Here is a 19,216-nt window from a genome sequence, read left to right on the forward strand (position 1 = left end):
GTTTTCGTACAAGAGCATGAGTATCGAAGATACATTTTCATACCCGCCGGCCGTGCAGGCGTGATGCCTGCACGAAGTTGCGTTGCACAAAGTGGCGTTAGAACGCCTCCACTTTTTACGAACGCAGCTTCTCGAGAACTTCCTTGGCGCGATCAACACGCACGTCGTGATTGGCGGCGAGCGCGACGGCGACCATCTCGATCTCGTCACCGGTGGCGCCGGCGACGATGGCGATGTTGCGCGCATGCAGTGCCATGTGCCCCTTCTGGATGCCTTCGGTGGCCAGCGCACGAAGCGCGCCCATGTTCTGCGCCAGACCGACGGCAACGGCGACTTCCGCCAGCTCCTGCGCACTCTGCACGCCAAGTATCTTCAGGGCCGCTCGCGCAGCGGGATGGGTCTTGGTGGCACCGCCGACGAGGCCGAGCGCCATCGGCATCTCAATGGTGCCGACGAGATTGCCCTTGCCATCGATTTCCCAATTGGTGAGCGAGGTGTAGCGGCCGGAGCGCGAGGCCCAGACATGGGCGCCGGCCTCGATGGCGCGCCAGTCATTGCCGGTGGCGACCACGACGGGATCGATACCGTTCATGATGCCCTTGTTGTGGGTCGCAGCGCGGTAGGGATCGACGATCGCAAACGCACAGGCTTCGACGATGCCGCGGGCGATCCGCTCGCCATCATATTCCTCGGTCTTCAACGCCTCCGGCGTCACTGACACCATTGCGCGGGCGATGCGCAGATCGGCATAGTTCGACAGGATGCGCAGACGCACGGTTCCGCCTGTGATCTTCTCGATCAGCGGCGCGACCGTCTCCGCCATTGTGTTGACGGTGTTGGCGCCCATGGCATCGCGCACGTCGACGATGAGATGCACGGCCATCATCGGCCCTACCGATGTGTTTTCGAACACATGCACCTCGACGTCGCGGCAGCCGCCGCCGAGCGAGATCAGCACCTTGTCTTTGGTATTGGCCGCCTCAAGGATGGCATCGCGCTCGCGTAGCACGCGCGCACGGGCGCCGTGCACGTCGGTCACGCCTAACACCTGCACCTGCGCACGCATGATCGGCGCGGAGCTTGAGGTCTGGAAACCGCCGCATTTGCGAACGATGCGCGCCATATAGGACGCCGCGGCCACCACCGACGGCTCCTCGACCGCCATCGGAATCAGGTAGTCACGGCCGTTCACGGTGAAATTGGTGGCGATACCGACCGGCAGTTCGAACGTGCCGATGACATTCTCGATCATGCCATTGGCGAGTTCGAGCGGCAGCGCACCGGGGCCAAAGGCCGCGCGCTCGGTGTCACCGAGTGAGGTCGCGTCGATCACACGGCCCAGCCTTTCGGCAGGCGCGAGATTGCGCAGATTTTCCAAACGCGAATTGATCTTTCCGGGCTGTTCGCCCGACTTTGAACCGGCCATTGCGGCGCCTCCCATACAGGGTCTTCTGTTGGCGGCACGTTAGGCATCCGCGGATGACGTTCGAAAGAGACAGTTCTGAAATATTGTCCTAGACTGTACCCATGGCGATATGACCTCTCTATTCGCGGATGCAGCATTCTTCCGTGCAAATGGAGTGCAGACCAGGTCCATCTGCGCGAAGACATGAGACTGGACGATTGAATTCAATCTTGTCGCTCTTGGAGAAAGGTACGGTTCCGATGGACCGTCCAGCACTGCACCTGGAGGCATTGCTTGACCGCTTCTCGTGAGCCGTCCGACCGCAGTACAACGCTGGCCGAGACTTTGGCCGGCCGGTTGCGTGTGCAAATCCTCTCCGGCGCATTGCCGGAAGGCAACCGCCTGCCCTCGATCAGAAAGGCCGCCGGGGAATTTGGCGTGTCGAAGAACACCGTGGTCGAAGCCTATGACCGACTGGTGCTTGGCAATCTCGTCGCGGCAAAGGCAGGCTCTGGTTTCGTTGTTATCTATCGCGGGGATGATGGCGGGCGACCGAAACACGTCAGCGAAGCCGTCGACATCGCATCGCTGCTGAGTGCCCAGCTCTCGCAGAATTTCGAGATCCGCGTCGGCGACGGACGGCCGCCGGCTTCGTGGACGGAGCAATCGGAGATCAAGCGCCATCTGAGCGGGACCGGACGGATCCTGCCGGCCGCCGCTGACGCCTATGGCTCCGCGCTCGGATTCCTGCCGCTCCGGCAACAGATCGCATTGCGGCTGCAAGCCCAACAAATCGCGGCGAAGGAAGACGGACTCCTGCTCACATTCGGAGCCAATCACGCGCTCGACCTGATCATCCGCGCGATGCTGTCGCCTGGCGATACAGTACTGGTGGACGAGCCCGGCTATTATCCTCTGTTCGCAAAGCTCACGTTGGCGCAGGTTCGCATCGTCGGCGTTCGCCGCTTGGTGGATGGGCCGGATGTCCACGACCTCGCCGCAAAGATCCAGTCGGAGCGGCCGAAGCTGTTTTTCACGCAGTCGCTCGGCCACAATCCGACTGGAGGATCGATCACGCTGCCCGTGGCACATGCGGTGCTTCAGACGGCGATGCGATCGAACCTCGTGATCGTCGAGGACGACCCGTTTGCCGATCTGCCGATGGGGGTGAACAGCCGGCTGGCGACGCTCGATCAGTTGAACAATGTGATCTCGATCGGGACCTTTTCGAAGACGCTGTCGGCAAGCCTGCGATCGGGCTTCATCGCAACCCGCAGCGACCGCATCGCGACGCTGGCCGAATTGAAGATGCTTACCACCGTCAACAGTTCAGGACATGTGGAGCGACTGCTGCACCGGCTGCTCGCGGACGGCCACTATGAACGGCACCTGAAGCGGCTGGGACAGCGGAGTGAAGCCGCCATGGGCCAGGTGCGCGCCAATCTCGTGCGCGGCGGACATCAGCTCTATGCCGATGCACGCACGGGCTATTACTTGTATCTGCTGCTGCCGGACGGCATTGACGACATGGCGCTAGCGCGCAAAGGCGCGAAGGACAGCATCTTCATCGCGCCGGGAAGCCTGTTCTGCCTCGACAAGAATAGCCCGCTGGCGCGGGCGATCAGGATCAATGTGTCGCGGGCGGACAATCCAAAATTCTACGAATTTCTGCTGCGCCAGTTGCAATAGACGCCACGACGCCTTCAGGTCGCTTCCTCGGTATAGGGGGCTAGTACGTCGAGCAGATCCCGGCCCCGCGCCGGGGTCGGCTCCACCAGCGCGCGGTTGGCGACCGAATCCAGATGCGAATGCATCAGCGACATCGCCTTGTTGGCATCGCCCTCCTGAAGCGCCTCGATGATCGCGATATGCTCGCTGATGCCGCATTCCGACGAATGCGGGCGACTGAACAGCGACAGTGTCAGACAGCAGCGATAGGCGATCTCGCTGACATAGCGGACCAGCACCGGACTGTTGGTCATCGACGCCAGCATGATGTGAAATTCAGTCGCCAGGCGAATGGACACGGCGTTCGGCCCGTCATGCGCCTCGCGCTCCGCCTCGACATGCGCCTTGAGGCGCGCGATCTGACTGCTGCTGAGCTTGCCGGCGATCTTGCGGACGATCAGCCGTTCGAGATCCATCCGAATGTCGAAGATGTCGCGCGCGTCCTGCCAGCTCGGCGTCACGACTACAGCGATGCGGTTACGTCGCAGCTCCACAAGCCCCTCGGACGCCAGTTGCCCGAGTGCATAGCGCGCAATGGTGCGGCTAACGCCAAAGCGCTCACCCAGGGAGTCCTCGGGAAGCTTGGCGCCGGGTTCCAGAGCCTGCTCGATGATCGCCCGCCGCAGCGCGCGGCAGATCATCCCAACCTTGTCTTTTGAATTCGGCGCTTCTGGCATTCAGATCGAACCTGTCGCGATTTGGGCATTCTCGGCCGTGCCCGAAGTGCATGCAATCGAGGAGAGTGACTGCCCAATAATTCCTCAGGGAATGGCGAGCGAACATAAAATGACAACGTTTCTCGCCGGACTCAAGTGGCACCCCAATTGCATGCACTTATTGCCATGACAAGTATGCAAGAAAATGGACCCACCGAGGGCCAACGCAGACCGACCGCCGTTGAACTGTCAGCGACCTCGGTAACGTTCGGCCGCGGCCCGACCGCCACGCCGGCGCTTGCGGAGACGAACCTTATCATCCCCGACGGCGAATTCCTTGCCCTTGTCGGCCCCTCCGGCTGCGGAAAGTCGACGATCCTCAAGCTCGTCAGCAATCTGCTCCGCCCCACCACCGGCGTCGTCATCGTCGGCGGACGTGAGGTCGCCGCGAAGGCGTTGCGGATTGGCATGGCGTTCCAGAACCCGACCATGCTGCCCTGGCTGACCATTGAGCGGAACATCATGTTGCCGCTCAAGATCGTGGAGCCGTTCCGGTCCGAGTATCGGCAGAAGCGCAAAGGCGAATTTCGCGACAAGGCCCATGCATTGCTGGCCCAGGTCGGCCTCAAGGATTTCGGAAACAAATATCCCTGGCAGTTGTCCGGCGGCATGCTGCAGCGGGCCAATCTGTGCCGCGCGCTGATCCATGAGCCGCGCATGTTGCTGCTCGACGAGCCGTTCGGCGCGCTCGACCAGTTCACCAAGGAAGAACTCTGGTCGATCCTGCAGAGCCTCTGGCTGCAACACAAACCGACGGTGCTGCTGGTCACGCATGACCTCCGCGAAGCGGGCTTCCTGGCCAGCCGCATCTGCGTGATGAGCGCACGACCGGGCCGCATCCTCGACGACAGCCCGGTGGACTTCCCGCGCCCGCGCACCATCCCCATGACTTTCGAGCCTGATTTCGTCGCACTCAACCAGCGCCTGCGGGAACTCATCGTCAATGCCCGGAGCAACGCTCCCGAAGCGCAGGAGGCATAGGTCATGAGTGTAGGCCTGCGTCAAAAACTCTGGTCGTTCGGACTGATCGTCATCTTCTTCGTCGGATGGCAATTATTTTGCGCCATGTCGGGCGTGTCGGATCTGGTTCTTCCGCGTCCGACGGAAATCATTGCGACGCTGATCGCGCGCTTCCCGATCCTGTGGCCGCATATTCTACAGACCCTCGGCACGACTATGGCGGGCTTCGTCCTTGGCGTCGGCCTTGGCGTCGTGCTGGGCGCGGTCATCGGCGTCTCGAAAGTCGCCTATGACACCGCCTATCCGCTGCTGGTCGGCTTCTCGTCGATTCCAAAAGTCGCCGTCGTGCCAATCTTCGTGTTGTGGTTCGGCTCGGGCTCCGTGCCTGCGATTCTTACCGCGCTGTCGATCTGCTTCTTCCCCATCGTCGTCAATATCGCGACCGGCCTCGCGACCACCGAACCGGAGCTGGAAGACGTGTTGAAGGCACTCGGCGCCAGCAAGATGGACATTCTCTGGAATGTCGGCCTGCCGCGCACCATGCCGTTCTTCTTTGCCTCGCTGAAAGTCGCGGTCAGCTACGCCTTTGTCGGCGCCGTGCTGGCCGAGACCGTCGCGTCGAATCGCGGCATCGGCAATGTGATGATGAGCGCATCGTCGAACTTCAACGTCCCGCTGGTGTTCGCCTGCCTGTTCATTCTCGCGATCCTCGGCGTGGCGCTCTACGTCATTTTCTCTCTGATCGAAGCGCGTGTGACCGGCTGGGCCACGCGCAAGAACGATCTCGTTGCGACCTAATCCACCCACATCAACCAGGAGAATGTCATGTTGAAGAGATTGACCGCCCTCGCAGTCGGCAGCGTCCTGCTCACAGGCTCCGCCTTCGCTCAAGAGACGACCATCAAGTTCACGCTGGGCTGGAAAACCCAGGGCAGTGACGCGGCGTTCTTCTATGCCAAGGACAAAGGCTACTTCAAGGAAGAGGGCCTGAACGTTGTCATCGATCAGGGCGAAGGCTCGGGCGCGACCGTGACCCGTATCATGTCCGGCGCCTGGGATGCCGGCTTCGGCGACGTCAATGCCATCATCCAGAACTCCTCGACGCGCCCACAGGACGCGCCGGTGATGGTCTATATGATGTGGAACCAGCCTCCCTTCTCGATCGTCACCAAGAACACCAGCGGCATCAAAACGATCAAGGATTTCGAAGGCCACACGCTCGGCGGCGCGCAGGGCACGCCGACGACGCGTCTGTTGCCTGTCTTCATCCAGAAGAACGGCCTCGCGGCCGACAAGATCAAGGTCACCAATATGGCTCCCAATCTGCAGGAGCCGATGCTGATCAAGGGCGATATCGACGCCGCGCTGGTGTTCAACATTACCAGCTATTTCAATCTCGTCCTGAACCGCCAGGATCCCGAGAAGGATTATAAGTGGTTCTCCTTCGGTGAATTCGGCCTCGACCTGTATTCCAACGGCGTGATGGTATCGCAGAAGCTATTGGCTTCGAATCCCAAGGCTGTTGCCGGTCTGGTCCGCGCGATCAACAAGGCTAACATCGCCGTCGCCAAGGATCAGAACGCCGGCATGGCGTCGGTCGTCGCCTTCGACAATCTCGTCGATGTTCCCGTCGAAAAGCGCCGCCTGCAATATTCCTTCGACAAGCTGATGGTCTCGCCCGAGATGAAGGAAATCGGCGTCGGCGATATCAAGGATGACCGCATGACCCGCGCCATCGGCATGGTCGTCGAAGGTTACGATCTGAAGCGCACGCCGACCCCGAAGGAAATCTTCTCGCGCGAATTCCTGCCGGCGCGCGGAGATCGCGAACTGGTCTATACGGCGAACTAAGGCTTGCACGCGGATGAACGGGATCCTGTCTGCGACGAATATCTTCACCGGCACAGATCGAGGCCTCGTGCCTCAGGCCAGCATCCATTATGCGGATGGCCTGATCACGAGCGTCTCGGCCGGCGCGCATATTTCACCGCAGACAAACCACCTGATTATCCCCGCACTGGTCAACGCCCACGACCACGCCCGGCCGTCCATGACATCCTTCGGCGCATCGAACATGCCCTTGGAATCGTGGATCGCACGCTCAGCCTTCGGCACGCCGCCCGATCCCTATCTCGTCGCCGCTGTCTCGCTCGCCCATGCGGCGCGTGCAGGCTGCGGCGGCGCGATGATTCATTATACCCGGCCGAGCGGCAAGATGCCGATCGTCGATGAGTCGATCGCAATCGCAAAGGCCGCGAGCGATGTCGGCATCCGGCTGGCCTTCGCGCTCGCCGTGCGCGACCAGAATCCGATCGTCTATGGCGATAGCGCCGACGTGCTTGCCGCATTGCCCGAAGACAACCGCAGCACGATTCAGGACATGTTCATTCGTCCGAGCCCGACACCATCCGAATATCTCGACCGCGTCGACGCTATTCATGCCGCTATTGCCGGGCCGATGATCGACGTGCAATTCGGGCCGGCTGGCGTCCAGTGGTGTTCCACCGCGCTGCTCGAGGCGATTGCCGAACGCTCGGCCACCACCGGCCGGCGCGTCCACATGCATCTGCTCGAGACCATCTATCAGCGACAATGGGCCGACCGCGCTTTTCCGAGCGGCATTGTACGCTACCTGAAAGATATCGGCCTGCTGTCCAACCGCCTGACACTGGCGCATTGCATCCATGCCCGGCCGGACGAACTCGATATGATCGCCGAGTCCGGCGCGACCATCGTAACGAATTTCAGCTCCAATCTGCACCTGCATTCCGGTCTTGCGCCGATTGCCGATGCGCATCGCCGTGGCTGCCCGATCGCCGTCGGCATCGACGGCGTCGCCCTCGACGAGGACGATGATGCGATCCGCGAAATGCGCCTCGTGCAGATGGCGCATGACGGCCTCGGCTTCGACCGCACATGGAGCCGTGCGGAGTTTCTCACGCTCGCCGTCCGCAACGGCCGGAAGTCGATCGGCGCACCGGGCTCGGGCATGCTCGCCGCCGGAGAAGCCGCTGATTTCATTGTTCTCGATATCGGCCAACTCGACCGCGATGCCATCATGCCGGTCGATCCGATCGACATGCTGTTTGCGCGCGGCAACACGAGCTGCATCCGCGATGTCGTGGTCGACGGGCGCACCATCAGCCGCGATGGCAAGCCGACCGGCGTCGACCTGGAGGCCATGGAGACCGAGTTGCGCGGGCTCTATCGCAAGAGCGTGCCCCAGTTCAAGGCGCTCGAACGCGCCTGGGCACCGTTCGAAAGCGCCGTGTCGCACTGGTTCCGGCAACAGGGGTGTTGCTAGCAGCGGGGGCGCTGCTAGCTCACCAAACCTTCAGCGGCTTCAGTTCACCTGACGTTTTTCCAGCTTTCGTGCCAGCGTGCGGCGATGCATGCCGAGGCGGCGCGCCGTCTCCGAAATGTTGAAATCGCTCTCCACCAGCGTCTGGTGGATGCGTTCCCATTCCAGCGTCTTGATCGAGGTCGGACGTTCCGTGAGCGCCACTTGCACATCGCCGGTCGCCTTCTGGAACGCTTCCTCGATATCGTCGGTGTTCGAAGGCTTGGCGAGGTAATGACACGCGCCGAGCTTGATCGCCTCCACCGCCGTGGCAATGCTGGCATAGCCGGTGAGCACTACGATCAGCATCTCAGGGCTCAGCGCATGCAACGCCTCGACACAAGCCAGGCCCGAGGCTCCGCCGAGCTTGAGATCGACCACCGCATAGCCCGGCACCTTGTCGCCGAGCACCTCGGTTAAGGTCTCGAAGCCCTCGGAATGCAGCACGGTGTAACCGCGACGCTCGAACGATCGCTTCAGCGTGCGCGCGAAACCCTCGTCATCCTCGACAATGATCAGCAGACGTTCATCCGACATGTTTGCGCGCTCCAATCGCGAGGGCGGATAGTGGTAGCGACAGCGTCACGAGGGCACCGCCCACAGGACGATTCTCCGCCACCACTGCGCCGCCCAGTTTGCGGACAGCATTGACCACCAGAAACAGACCGAGCCCGCGCCCGGACTGGCCCTTGCTTGAATTATAGGGCTTGCCGAAATTCGCCAGCATCTCCTTGGCGAAACCCGGTCCCATGTCGCTGACCTTCAGCATCAGCGAATCGCCATCGCGCTCGATAGCGAGGCGAACCCAGAGCGGCGATACCTCGTTGGCGTTATCGAGCACGTTGAAGATCATCTGCTTCAACGCCGAGTCCGACACGATCGGCATGTCCTCGCCGAACCGATTCTCATAGACCAGCGTGTTGATCGAGCGCGCACCGCGCCAGTCCTCGACCAGTTCGCCGAAGAAACCATTGACGGTCGTCACAACCGGTGCCTCGCCGCGCATGTCGCCCGCTGACATGAGAATTCCAGTGACGATCGACTTGCAGCGCTGCACATCGGCCTGCATCTCGCTGATCTCTTCCATCAGCTCGGGGTTGCCTGCAAGTTCCGGCATCCGGCGCCAGTCACTGAGGATCACCGACAGTGAGGCCAGCGGCGTACCGAGTTCATGCGCGGCGCCGGAAGCGAGCAGGCCCATGCGCACAATATGATCTTCCTCCGCGGCCTGCTGACGCAGCGCTGCTAGACCCTCGTCGCGCTCGCGCAGGTTTTCTGCAATGCGCGTCATGAAAACGACGATCAGCGCCGCGTCGAGCACGAAGCAGATCAACATGCCGATAATGTGCAACTGGAACAGATCGTCGCGCAGCGCGTCCGGCAGCGCCAGCGGACGATGAAATACAATCAGCCCGGCGAAGCATAGACAGGCAACAACAACAACGACCCAGGTCGAGCGGCCGTTCAGCAACATCGCCCCGAGCGTAACCTGCAGGAGATAGAGCGATATGAATGGATTTGTGGCGCCGCCGCTCAGATAAAGCTGGGCAGTCAGCGCCGCGACGTCGAGCAGCAAAAGCAGGAGCAGTTCGCGGTCACGCGCGTCGGTCTGCTGACGCAGCCACTCCTGGCTGATGACGTTCAGAAATACTGAGCCGCACAGCACCATGACCATGGCCATCAGCGGTAGCGAAATGCCCATCACCAGATGCACGAAGCCGATGGTCAGAACCTGCCCGACCACTGCGATCCAGCGCAACTGGATCAGCAGATTGATGTTCTTGATATTGGTGGTCTCGTCGAGCGGCAGAGCCGTGACTGCAACGGGCGTGGTGGCACCTGTCGCGTCGACCGGTGACGCGGCAACCGCACTGACGCCAGTGACGTCCGGTGTGCCCACCTTGCTCTCTGCTCCCAAACCCGGCATCTCGCCCCGTCAGCTTGATCGGCCGGGCTCGATCGGACCGGCGTATCATCCAAGACGTCATACGCGAGGTAGTGATTTTTTCCGAATCCGCCACTCGTCGCGAGCGACGAACAGGGCACCGCCGGCCAGCATCAAAGCGAGGCCGAACCAGGTGATGGCATAGACCACGTGGTTGTTCGGGAAGGCGATCACGGTCAGGCCACCATGGGGCTGCCCCGGCGCGTCCAGCGCGGCATTGGAATCGATGAAATAGGGGGCGACGGCGCCGAGCGTCTGGCTGGCGGCAATCGCCTCGACATCGCGGGAATACCAGCGCTGGGTAGCGGGATCATTTGAGCGCAGGAACCCACCCTTCGGTTCGGTGACGCGCAGCAGCCCGGTTACCGACACCTGCGTCGCGGGCGCCGCGAATGCGCCGGCTTTGCGCTCATCCGGGCTGACGAAACCCCGGTTCACCAGCACGGTGTAGCCGGCCTCGGCGCGCAGCGGCGTCAGCACCCAGAAGCCGGCGCCGAGATCCGAGACAGCCTGCACCAGAGTATCGGCGCCCGGCACAAACCGCCCGGTGACGCTGACGCGACGATATTCATCGTCATTGCGATTGATCGCAGGCCACGCCGCAGGCCCGGGTGCAGCTTCGGGCGCGGCGTGGCTGCGCTGATCGACACGTGCGATCAGATCCAGTTTCCAGGCGCGGCGTTCGACCTGCCAGATGCCCAGCGCGGTCAATCCCGCGATACCGAGCAGTGCCGGCAGGCCCAGCACCGTGAGGGTTGTCGCGCGACGTGGCGACCGCCCGGATTCCGTTTTCGATTCAGACGACTCCTGTCTGGCCGGGCGGCCTACGACGATCCCGTCGTTGGCGCGCGCCGTGGCCATCAGGGCATATTCCTCATGTCGTGAACCGGCATCATGTTGACGTTGAGGTGATACATCACCCAGAGCGAACCGCTCAGCGCAATCACGACGATGATGATCGTGAAGATCAGCGCCATCATGGTCCAGCCGGCATCCGACGTCGTGTTCATGTGCAGGAAGTAGACCATGTGAACCACGATCTGCACCACAGCGAACGCAACGACGATCGCGATGGTCCAGTTCTTGTTCTCGATCGCACCCGTCATCACCAGCCAGAATGGAATGGCGGTAAGGATGACCGAGAGGACGAAGCCAGTCATATACGACTTGAACGAACCATGATCGCGGCCGTCATCGTGGCCGTGGTCATCGTGACCATGTCCGTGCGCGGCATGTGCATCGGCGCTCATCGCAGCACTCCCAGCAGATAAACAAAGGTGAAGACGCCGATCCAGACGACGTCGAGGAAATGCCAGAACATGCTCAGGCACATCAGCCGGCGCTGGTTCGCCTCGATCAGGCCGAAACGGGCGACCTGCACCATCAGCGTCACCAGCCAGATGATACCGAAGGTGACGTGCAGACCGTGGGTGCCGACCAGCGTGAAGAAGGACGACAGGAAGGCGCTGCGCCAGGGGCCTGCACCTTCGTGGATCATGTGATGGAACTCATAGAGTTCGATGCAGAGGAACGCGAGGCCGAACAGACCGGTGATGCCGAGCCACATTTGGGTCGACTTCACTTTGCCCTTTATCATCTCCAGCATCGCGAAGCCGTAGGTGATCGACGAGAACAGCAACATCGCGGTGTTAAGCGCGACGAGCTTGAGGTCGAACAAATCCTTCGGCCCGGGGCCCGCAGCATAGCTGCCGCCGAGTACGCCGAAGGTGGCGAACAGCATCGCGAAGATGAGGCAATCGCTCATCAGGTAGAGCCAGAAGCCCAGCATGGTGCTGGAACCGGCCGGATGATCGTGTTCATCGACGACGTAGAAGACCGGCACTTCAGTGCCGTTTATCGTTTGGGTCGGTACGTTCATGACGCGGCCTGCACTGCGAGAAGTTTCGTACGCTCGCCTTCGGTACGGATGACGTCCTCCAACGGAATGTGGAAGTCACGATTGTAGTTGAAGGTATGGAAGATCGCGACGCCGACGATGGCAATGAAGCTCAGGGCCGCGAGCCACCACATGTACCAGATCAGAGCGAAGCCCATCGCCGTGGCCAGGACAGAGAGGATCACGCCGGTACCGGTGTTCTTCGGCATATGGATCGGCCGGAAACCTTCCAGCGGACGCGTATAACCACGGCGCTTCATGTCCCACCACGAGTCATTGTCGTGAATGACCGGGGTGAAAGCGAAGTTGTAATCCGGCGGCGGCGACGACGTTGCCCATTCCAGCGTGCGCCCGTTCCAGGGATCGCCCGTGGTATCGCGCAGCTTCTCGCGATTCCAGATGCTGACGGCGATCTGGACGAGGAAAGCACCGATGCCGATCGCGATCAGAACCGCACCGAAGGCGGCGATGACGAACCAGATCTGCAGCGACGGATCGTCGAAGGTGCGCAGGCGGCGGGTGACGCCCATCAGACCAAGCACATAGAGCGGCATGAAGGCGAAGTAGAAGCCGAGGACCCAGCCCCAGAACGAGACCTTGCCCCAGAACTGATCGAGCTTGAAACCGAAGGCCTTCGGGAACCAGAAGTTGATGGCCGCAAAGATGCCGAACACCACGCCGCCGATGATGACGTTGTGGAAGTGAGCGATCAGGAACAGGCTATTATGCAGCACGAAGTCGGCCGGCGGCACCGCGAGCAGCACGCCGGTCATGCCGCCGATCACGAAGGTCAGCATGAAGGCGATGGTCCACATCATCGGCAATTCGAACCGGATGCGGCCGCGATACATCGTAAACAGCCAGTTGAATATCTTCGCGCCCGTGGGGATCGAGATGATCATGGTCGTGATTCCAAAGAAGGAATTCACGCTGGCGCCCGAGCCCATGGTGAAGAAGTGATGCAGCCAGACAAGATAGGACAGGATCGTGATGACCAGCGTGGCGTAGACCATCGAGGTGTAGCCGAAAAGTTTCTTGCCCGAGAAGGTCGAGGTCACTTCCGAAAATACGCCGAACAGGGGCAGGATCAGGATGTAAACCTCCGGATGGCCCCAGATCCAGATCAGGTTCACATACATCATCGGGTTGCCACCGAGATCGTTCGTGAAGAAGTTGGTGCCGACATAGCGATCCAGCGACAGCAGCGCGAGAACGGCGGTCAGGATCGGGAAGGACGCCACGATCAGGACGTTGGTGCAGAGCGAAGTCCAGGTGAAGATCGGCATCTTCATCATGGTCATGCCGGGCGCACGCATCTTCACAATGGTCGCGATCAGATTGATGCCCGATAGCGTCGTGCCGACACCGGCGACCTGTAGCGCCCAGATGTAATAGTCGACGCCGACATCCGGACTGTAGCCGAGATTCGACAGTGGCGGATAAGCCAGCCAACCCGTCTTGGCGAATTCACCGACAAACAGCGACATCATGACGAGGATGGCGCCGCCGGTGGTCATCCAGAAGCTGAAATTGTTCAGGAACGGAAACGACACGTCGCGCGCACCGATCTGCAGTGGCACGATATAGTTCATCAGGCCGGTGACCAGCGGCATCGCCACGAAGAAGATCATGATCACGCCATGCGCCGTGAACACCTGATCATAGTGATGGGCGGGCAGGAAGCCGTCGGAGCCATTGAAGGCCATGGCCTGCTGGGCGCGCATCATGATGGCGTCGGCGAAACCGCGCAGCAGCATGACGATGCCCAGCACCATATACATGATGCCGATCTTCTTGTGGTCCACGCTGGTGAACCACTCCTTCCAGAGATAACCCCAGAGCTTGAAATAGGTCAGCGCAGCGAGCAGCACGATGCCGCCGAGCGCGACCATCGCGAAAGTCGCGACCAGGATCGGTTCATGATAGGGGAACGACTCGAGCGTCAGGCGGCCGAAGATGAACTTCGCAAGCCCGGTATTTGCCACTACGGCTGTATCAGACATTTAGATCGACCCGATCAGGTGTTGGAAGCGCGCCGCTCGGCAGGCGGCGGCGCAGGCGTGAAATTGAATGGCGCGGGGGCGGCACCCGGGCGCGCGAGACCAGCACCGGTGACCGGCGTCGGGTCAAGTGGAGTCGTCGTCGAGCGGTGATCGGCTGCTTCGCGTGCGGCCTCGGCGAGGGTGCAGACGCTGGCGACGTAGTTCTTGGTCGAGCTGGAGCCGTCAAGCATCGAAATATTGTATTTCAGCGGCAGGATGTTGCGGGCGCTGGCAAGGCCGAGGCCACCCTTAGCGTCCATCGCCATCATCTCACTCATGCACATCTTGCCGGGCTGGGCGCACATGTTGAGGATCGCCTTGTAGAGGTCAGGTGCGACTTCCTTGTAGAGACGAACCGGCACATTCTCGCTGGGCTTTTCGAGATCCAGATAGGCCTCACGGCTCAGCGTCTCATTGCTCGCCTTGGCCTTGGCGATCCAGGCATCGAAGCCGGCCTGGTCGACGCCATGGAACTTGAAGCGCATGCCGGAGAAGCCTGCGCCGCTATAGTTCGCCGAAAAGCCGTCATAAACGCCAGCCTTGTTGATGACCGCGTGCAGCTTGGTTTCCATGCCGGGCATCGCATAGATCTGGCCGGCGAGCGCGGGGATATAAAAAGAGTTCATCACCGACGAAGCAGTGATCTTGAAGCGCACCGGACGATCGACCGGCGCGGCCAGTTCATTGACCGTAGCAATGCCGTATTCCGGGTAGAAGAACAGCCACTTCCAGTCGAGCGCGACGACTTCGACCTGCAGCGGCTCAAGAAGGCTCGCAGCATTGCCGGGCGCAATTCGGTCGAGCCGACGATACGGGTCTAACAGATGCGTGCTGGACCAGGTCACGGCGCCGAGACAGATGATGATGAGGAGGGGCATCGACCAGATGACGAGCTCGAGATGGGTCGAGTGATCCCAGTCCGGCTCGTATTTCGCGTCGGCATTTGACTGCCGGTACTTCCAGGCGAAGAACACGATCAGGGCCATCACCGGCACGATGATCAGCAGCATCAGCACCGTGGAAATGACCACGAGATCGCGTTGCTGCACTGCGATGTCACCCGCAGGATTCATCACGACGAAATTGCATCCGCCCAGCAAGGCAACCAAGGGCAGCAAAAGGAGTATCCGTAGGCGGCTCAAGGTGTTACCCATTCGATAATGTCCGTTCGCGCGCACGGTTAGGCGTATTTGCTGCAGGGCAACATTGGACAATTTGTCCAATGGTCCGAAGACGCGGTTCGCGACAAATCGTCAACCTCGCGTCGCCCTTTGGGCGTCGATTGCATGGCCTTCAACACACCACCGACGGATAGAAAAAATGGCGCAGACGTCATCGACGATCGAACGGGACGCACGCCTTCTGCACGCGGATGGCCACGGAGCGGTTAACCCGGGCGAGATCGCCATTGGCGTCATCATCGGCCGGACCTCCGAGTTCTTTGACTTCTTCGTCTATGCGATCGCTTCGGTGCTGGTGTTTCCGAAGCTCGTCTTCCCCTATCTCGATCCTCTGACCGGCACTCTCTATTCCTTTGCGATCTTTTCGCTGGCATTCATCGCCCGCCCGATCGGCACGATGATCTTCACGGCCATCGATCGCAGCCAGGGCAAAGGCGCCAAATTGACCATCGCGCTGTTCCTGCTCGGCGTTGCCACCGTCGCCATCGCCTTCCTGCCCGGTCACGAATCCATCGGCGTCGCATCGGCCTGGCTGCTGGCTGCTGCACGTATCGGCCAGGGCATTTCCTGGGGCGGCACCTGGGACGGCCTTGCTTCGCTGCTGGCGCTGAATGCGCCGGAAGGCAAGAAGGGCTGGTACGCGATGATCCCGCAGCTCGGCGCCCCGATCGGCCTTCTGGTGGCGAGCGCGCTGTTCGCCTTCTTCGTCGACACGCTGTCCGCTGACGACTTCCTCGACTGGGGCTGGCGCTATCCGTTCTTCGTTGCTTTCGCCATCAACGTCGTCGCCCTGTTCGCGCGCCTGCGCATGGTGGTGACGCCGGGCTACACCGAACTGTTCGAAGCCCGCGAACTCGAGCCGTCCTCGATCACCGAGACGATCGCCCAGCAGGGCCGCACCGTGGTGATCGGCGCCTTCGCACCACTGGCGAGCTTCGCACTGTTCCACATGGTCACAGTGTTCCCGCTCTCATGGGTGTTCCTGTTCACCCGCGAAGCGCCCGGCCGCTTCCTGATCGTCGAATGTATCGGCGCCGTGTTCGGCATCATCGCCATGATCGTGTCGGGCTATGTCGCCGACAAGGTCGGTCGCCGCACGCTGCTGACCGGTTCGGCGATTGCCATCGCGGTATTCAGCGGCTTCGCACCGCAGATGCTGGACGGCGGCATCGTCGGCGAACTCGCCTTCATGGTGACCGGCTTCATCCTGCTCGGCCTGTCGCTCGGTCAATCTTCGGGCTCGGTCGCATCGAGCTTCTCGAAGCGCTTCCGCTACACCGGTTCGGCGCTCACCACCGACCTTGCCTGGCTGTTCGGCGCCGGCTTCGCACCATTCGTGGCGCTGGTGATGTCGAGCCGCTTCGGCCTGTCCTCGTCGGGCGTGTATCTGCTCTCGGGCGCGGTCGTGACCCTGCTTGCGATCTCGATCAACCGGCAGTTCGCCAGCCGCGACGCCTCGGCGATCCAGCCGTAAGCAACACTGTCGCTAAAGAAAGAGCCCCAGTTCTGATCAGAACCGGGGCTCTTTCTTTTTGTTCTGGCTTATTTCCCTGACGCGAACCGGCATCTACTTCGCTAATGCGACAGCGGCACATCATCCTGATGCAGGATGCGTTCGGCGGCACCCTGCAGGTCGTCATACTGGCCTGATTTCAGCGACCACAGGAACGCCGCGAGGCCGCACAGGCCAAGCCCGATGGCGATCGGAATCAGATAGAAATAGTCTGTCATTCCGCCGGCTCCATTCTGACCGCCATTCGCGGCGTTGATGCGCTCGCGTCCTGAGACTTGTCGGACTTGTCGGACTTGCCGCGGCCACGCAGCCGCAGCGCATTGGCGACAACCACGATGGACGAACCGGACATCGCGATCGCCGCAACCAGCGGCGTGACATGGCCCATGATCGCGATCGGCACCGCAATGAGATTGTAGCCGACTGCCAGCGCGAGATTCTGCCGCACGAGATGCCCTGCCTCGCGCGAGACCGCGATTGCCTGAGACACGGCCGACAGATCCTCGCGCAGGAAGACGAGATCGGCGGCGTTGCGCCCGACATCGGCGGCCGATGCCGGAGCCATCGACGCATGCGCGGCCATCAGCGCCGGCGTGTCATTGAGACCGTCGCCGACCATCAGGACCTTCTTGCCGGCGGACGCCAGCTCTGCCACATGCGCCGCCTTGCCGCCCGGCAGCACGCCGGCGAAATATGGCACGCCTATGCCTGCAGCGAGTGTCCGCACCGGCGTCTCGCGATCGCCCGAGACAACCTCGACAGCCAGTCCGTCGCGCTTCAGGTCGCCGACCGTTTCAGCCGCGCCCGCACGCAACCGATCCTCGAAGCGGAAATCCGCCACGCATTGTCCATCGCGCGACAACACGGCGGAAGAGCCATCGAGATCCATACCGCTGGTATCGGTGAGGGCCCATTCCGGCCGCCCGAGGCGCAGCACGCTGCCGCCGAGACGCGCTTCCATGCCGCAGCCCGGATGTTCGGAGACATCATCGAGCGCAATCGGAGTCGTCGTTGTTGAAACGGCAGCAGCGAGTGCACGCGAATAGGGATGACGTGAATGCGCGGCGATCGCGCCGGCCAACGCCAGGGTCGCAGGATCGACGTTGTCCGAATTGACGACGCGGGCATTGCCAAGCGTCAGTGTGCCAGTCTTGTCGAACACCACCGTATCGATCTCGGCGAGACGCTCAAGCGCCCCGCCATCCTTGATCATGATGCCGCTCTCAAACAGCCGCCGCGCAGCAACCACCTGCACCATCGGCACAGCTAAGCCAAGCGCACAGGGACAGGTGATGATCAGCACCGCGACGGCAATAGTGATCGCGCGATGAACGTCGCCGGACACGATGAGCCAGCCAACCAGCGTGATGGCCGCGGTAAGATGCACCACCGGCGCATAGAGCCCGGCCGCACGATCGGCGATGCGGCGATAGACCGAACGGCCCTGCTCTGCGGCTTCCATCATCCGCAGCATTTCCGCGAGGAACGACTCGTTGGCCGAGGCTGTCGCCGTGATGATCAGAGGGCCTGTGAGATTCAGCGTACCCGCGCGCAGCACTGAACTCGGCAGAGCCGGCTGCGGCACGCTCTCACCGGTGACCAGCGAGACGTCGAGTTCCGACAGACCCTTGGTCACCTGCGAATCGACCGGCACGCGCTCGCCGGCAGCGAGCATGATGGTCATACCCGGCGTGATTTCGCCGACCGGCAGATAGGTCTGCGCACCGTCACTCTGCAGAACCAACGCGCCCCGCGCCGCCAGGCGTGCGAGCCCCTTCACCGCGACACGCGCGCGCTCACGCATCATGTGATCGAGGGTGCGGCCGATCAGTAGAAAGAACAGCAGTGTCACGGAGGCATCGAAATAAGCATGCGGCCCATGGATCGCGGTTTCGTGCAGGCTCATGCCGAAGGCCAGCAACACGCCGAGCGAGATTGGCACATCCATATTGGTGCGACCGTGACGCAGTGCCTGCCAGGCCGAGCGAAAGAATACCCGGCCGGAATAAATCAGCGTCGGCAGCGCGATCAGCGCAGAGATACCGTGGAACAGATCGCGCGTCGCGGGCTCGGCACCAGACCACACCGAGACCGACAGCAGCATGATATTGCTGGCTGCAAAGCCCGACACCGCCAGCGCACGGATCAGTTCCGACAGCGTCGTATCCGTAGCATCGCCATCGACCTCGAACAGATGCGCTTCATAGCCAACATTGCGCAGCGTTTCGATGAAAGGCGGCGGTGCGGCATCGGCGCGCCATTTGATGGTGACGCGCTTCGTGGAGAGATTAACCCGTGCCCATGTCACGCCATCGAGCGCACCAAGCGCTTGTTCGACCGTGCGAATACAGGCGCCGCAATGAACGTCCGGCACCGAGAGATCGGTCTGCCTCAAACCGCCGGCAATGGTACGGCTGACCAGCAGGACTTCGCGCGGATCCGGCGCCGCCAGTATGGCCAATTCTGCTCCTGAGCCACAGCAACTCATC

The 19,216-nt window shown here is 61.6% G+C and carries 17 protein-coding genes; 6 read left to right on the top strand and 11 right to left on the bottom strand.

Annotation, left to right across the window (positions count from 1 at the left end; translation table 11 throughout):
- Positions 1-115: 115 nt before the first annotated feature.
- Entirely contained in the window at positions 116-1,426 is a 1,311-nt protein-coding gene (locus BLW80_RS09070) for a hydroxymethylglutaryl-CoA reductase, degradative (RefSeq protein ID WP_093758190.1), read from the bottom strand.
- 273 nt (positions 1,427-1,699) lie between these two features.
- Between BLW80_RS09070 and BLW80_RS09075 the strand changes: the two genes are divergently transcribed.
- On the top strand, positions 1,700-3,094 hold the full coding sequence (locus BLW80_RS09075; protein ID WP_093757696.1) for an aminotransferase-like domain-containing protein: 1,395 nt from the start codon (positions 1,700-1,702) through the stop codon (positions 3,092-3,094).
- 14 nt (positions 3,095-3,108) lie between these two features.
- Here BLW80_RS09075 and BLW80_RS09080 read toward each other — a convergent pair whose 3' ends face one another.
- Positions 3,109-3,810: a GntR family transcriptional regulator gene (locus BLW80_RS09080; RefSeq protein ID WP_093757697.1), complete on the bottom strand. Its 702-nt coding sequence runs from the start codon at positions 3,808-3,810 to the stop codon at positions 3,109-3,111.
- Positions 3,811-3,975: 165 nt separating this feature from the next.
- Between BLW80_RS09080 and BLW80_RS09085 the strand changes: the two genes are divergently transcribed.
- From BLW80_RS09085 to BLW80_RS09100, 4 genes are read left to right on the top strand one after another with little or no spacing between them, the layout of a single operon-like run.
- Complete coding sequence (locus BLW80_RS09085; RefSeq protein WP_210185312.1) at positions 3,976-4,830, top strand: ABC transporter ATP-binding protein; 855 nt, start codon at positions 3,976-3,978, stop codon at positions 4,828-4,830.
- A 3-nt stretch (positions 4,831-4,833) separates the two neighbouring features.
- Positions 4,834-5,607, top strand: coding sequence for an ABC transporter permease (locus BLW80_RS09090; RefSeq protein WP_068729960.1), 774 nt, complete (start codon positions 4,834-4,836; stop codon positions 5,605-5,607).
- Between the two features lie 27 nt (positions 5,608-5,634).
- Entirely contained in the window at positions 5,635-6,660 is a 1,026-nt protein-coding gene (locus tag BLW80_RS09095) for an ABC transporter substrate-binding protein (protein ID WP_093757699.1), read from the top strand.
- Between the two features lie 13 nt (positions 6,661-6,673).
- Positions 6,674-8,113 carry an amidohydrolase family protein gene (locus BLW80_RS09100; RefSeq protein WP_093757700.1) on the top strand — a complete coding sequence of 480 codons (1,440 nt, stop codon included), beginning with the start codon at positions 6,674-6,676 and terminating at the stop codon, positions 8,111-8,113.
- Between the two features lie 39 nt (positions 8,114-8,152).
- On the opposite strand, the gene BLW80_RS09105 is transcribed toward BLW80_RS09100, so the two are convergent.
- The 7 genes from BLW80_RS09105 to cyoA form a co-directional block, all read right to left on the bottom strand.
- Positions 8,153-8,686 carry a response regulator transcription factor gene (locus BLW80_RS09105; RefSeq protein ID WP_089263395.1) on the bottom strand — a complete coding sequence of 178 codons (534 nt, stop codon included), beginning with the start codon at positions 8,684-8,686 and terminating at the stop codon, positions 8,153-8,155.
- A complete protein-coding gene (locus tag BLW80_RS09110) occupies positions 8,676-10,049 on the bottom strand; it encodes an ATP-binding protein (protein WP_502688588.1) in 1,374 nt (457 codons plus the stop codon). The genes BLW80_RS09105 and BLW80_RS09110 overlap by 11 nt, the downstream gene beginning before the upstream one ends.
- Before the next feature lie 84 nt (positions 10,050-10,133).
- Entirely contained in the window at positions 10,134-10,955 is an 822-nt protein-coding gene (locus BLW80_RS09115; RefSeq protein ID WP_093757702.1) for an SURF1 family protein, read from the bottom strand.
- Positions 10,955-11,344 carry a cytochrome o ubiquinol oxidase subunit IV gene (gene cyoD / locus BLW80_RS09120; protein WP_093757703.1) on the bottom strand — a complete coding sequence of 130 codons (390 nt, stop codon included), beginning with the start codon at positions 11,342-11,344 and terminating at the stop codon, positions 10,955-10,957. The genes BLW80_RS09115 and cyoD overlap by 1 nt, the downstream gene beginning before the upstream one ends.
- Positions 11,341-11,973 (bottom strand): cytochrome o ubiquinol oxidase subunit III, encoded by a 633-nt coding sequence (cyoC, locus tag BLW80_RS09125; RefSeq protein WP_093757704.1) that lies wholly within the window; start codon positions 11,971-11,973, stop codon positions 11,341-11,343. Before cyoC ends, cyoD begins: the two co-directional genes overlap by 4 nt.
- Complete coding sequence (cyoB, locus tag BLW80_RS09130) at positions 11,970-13,994, bottom strand: cytochrome o ubiquinol oxidase subunit I (protein WP_093757705.1); 2,025 nt, start codon at positions 13,992-13,994, stop codon at positions 11,970-11,972. Before cyoB ends, cyoC begins: the two co-directional genes overlap by 4 nt.
- Positions 13,995-14,008: 14 nt before the next feature.
- Complete coding sequence (cyoA, locus tag BLW80_RS09135; protein WP_170849649.1) at positions 14,009-15,175, bottom strand: ubiquinol oxidase subunit II; 1,167 nt, start codon at positions 15,173-15,175, stop codon at positions 14,009-14,011.
- A gap of 178 nt (positions 15,176-15,353) precedes the next feature.
- On the opposite strand from cyoA, the gene BLW80_RS09140 reads away from it, so the two are divergent.
- Positions 15,354-16,688: an MFS transporter gene (locus tag BLW80_RS09140; RefSeq protein WP_089263383.1), complete on the top strand. Its 1,335-nt coding sequence runs from the start codon at positions 15,354-15,356 to the stop codon at positions 16,686-16,688.
- A 101-nt stretch (positions 16,689-16,789) separates the two neighbouring features.
- Here the strand turns inward: BLW80_RS09140 and ccoS are convergent, their stop codons facing one another.
- Complete coding sequence (gene ccoS / locus BLW80_RS09145) at positions 16,790-16,945, bottom strand: cbb3-type cytochrome oxidase assembly protein CcoS (RefSeq protein ID WP_089263381.1); 156 nt, start codon at positions 16,943-16,945, stop codon at positions 16,790-16,792.
- Positions 16,942-19,215: a cation-translocating P-type ATPase gene (locus BLW80_RS09150; protein WP_093757707.1), complete on the bottom strand. Its 2,274-nt coding sequence runs from the start codon at positions 19,213-19,215 to the stop codon at positions 16,942-16,944. The genes ccoS and BLW80_RS09150 overlap by 4 nt, the downstream gene beginning before the upstream one ends.
- Position 19,216: the final 1 nt, after the last annotated feature.

This window comes from Tardiphaga sp. OK245 (assembly GCF_900108575.1).
Taxonomy (GTDB): Bacteria; Pseudomonadota; Alphaproteobacteria; order Rhizobiales; family Xanthobacteraceae; genus Tardiphaga; species Tardiphaga robiniae.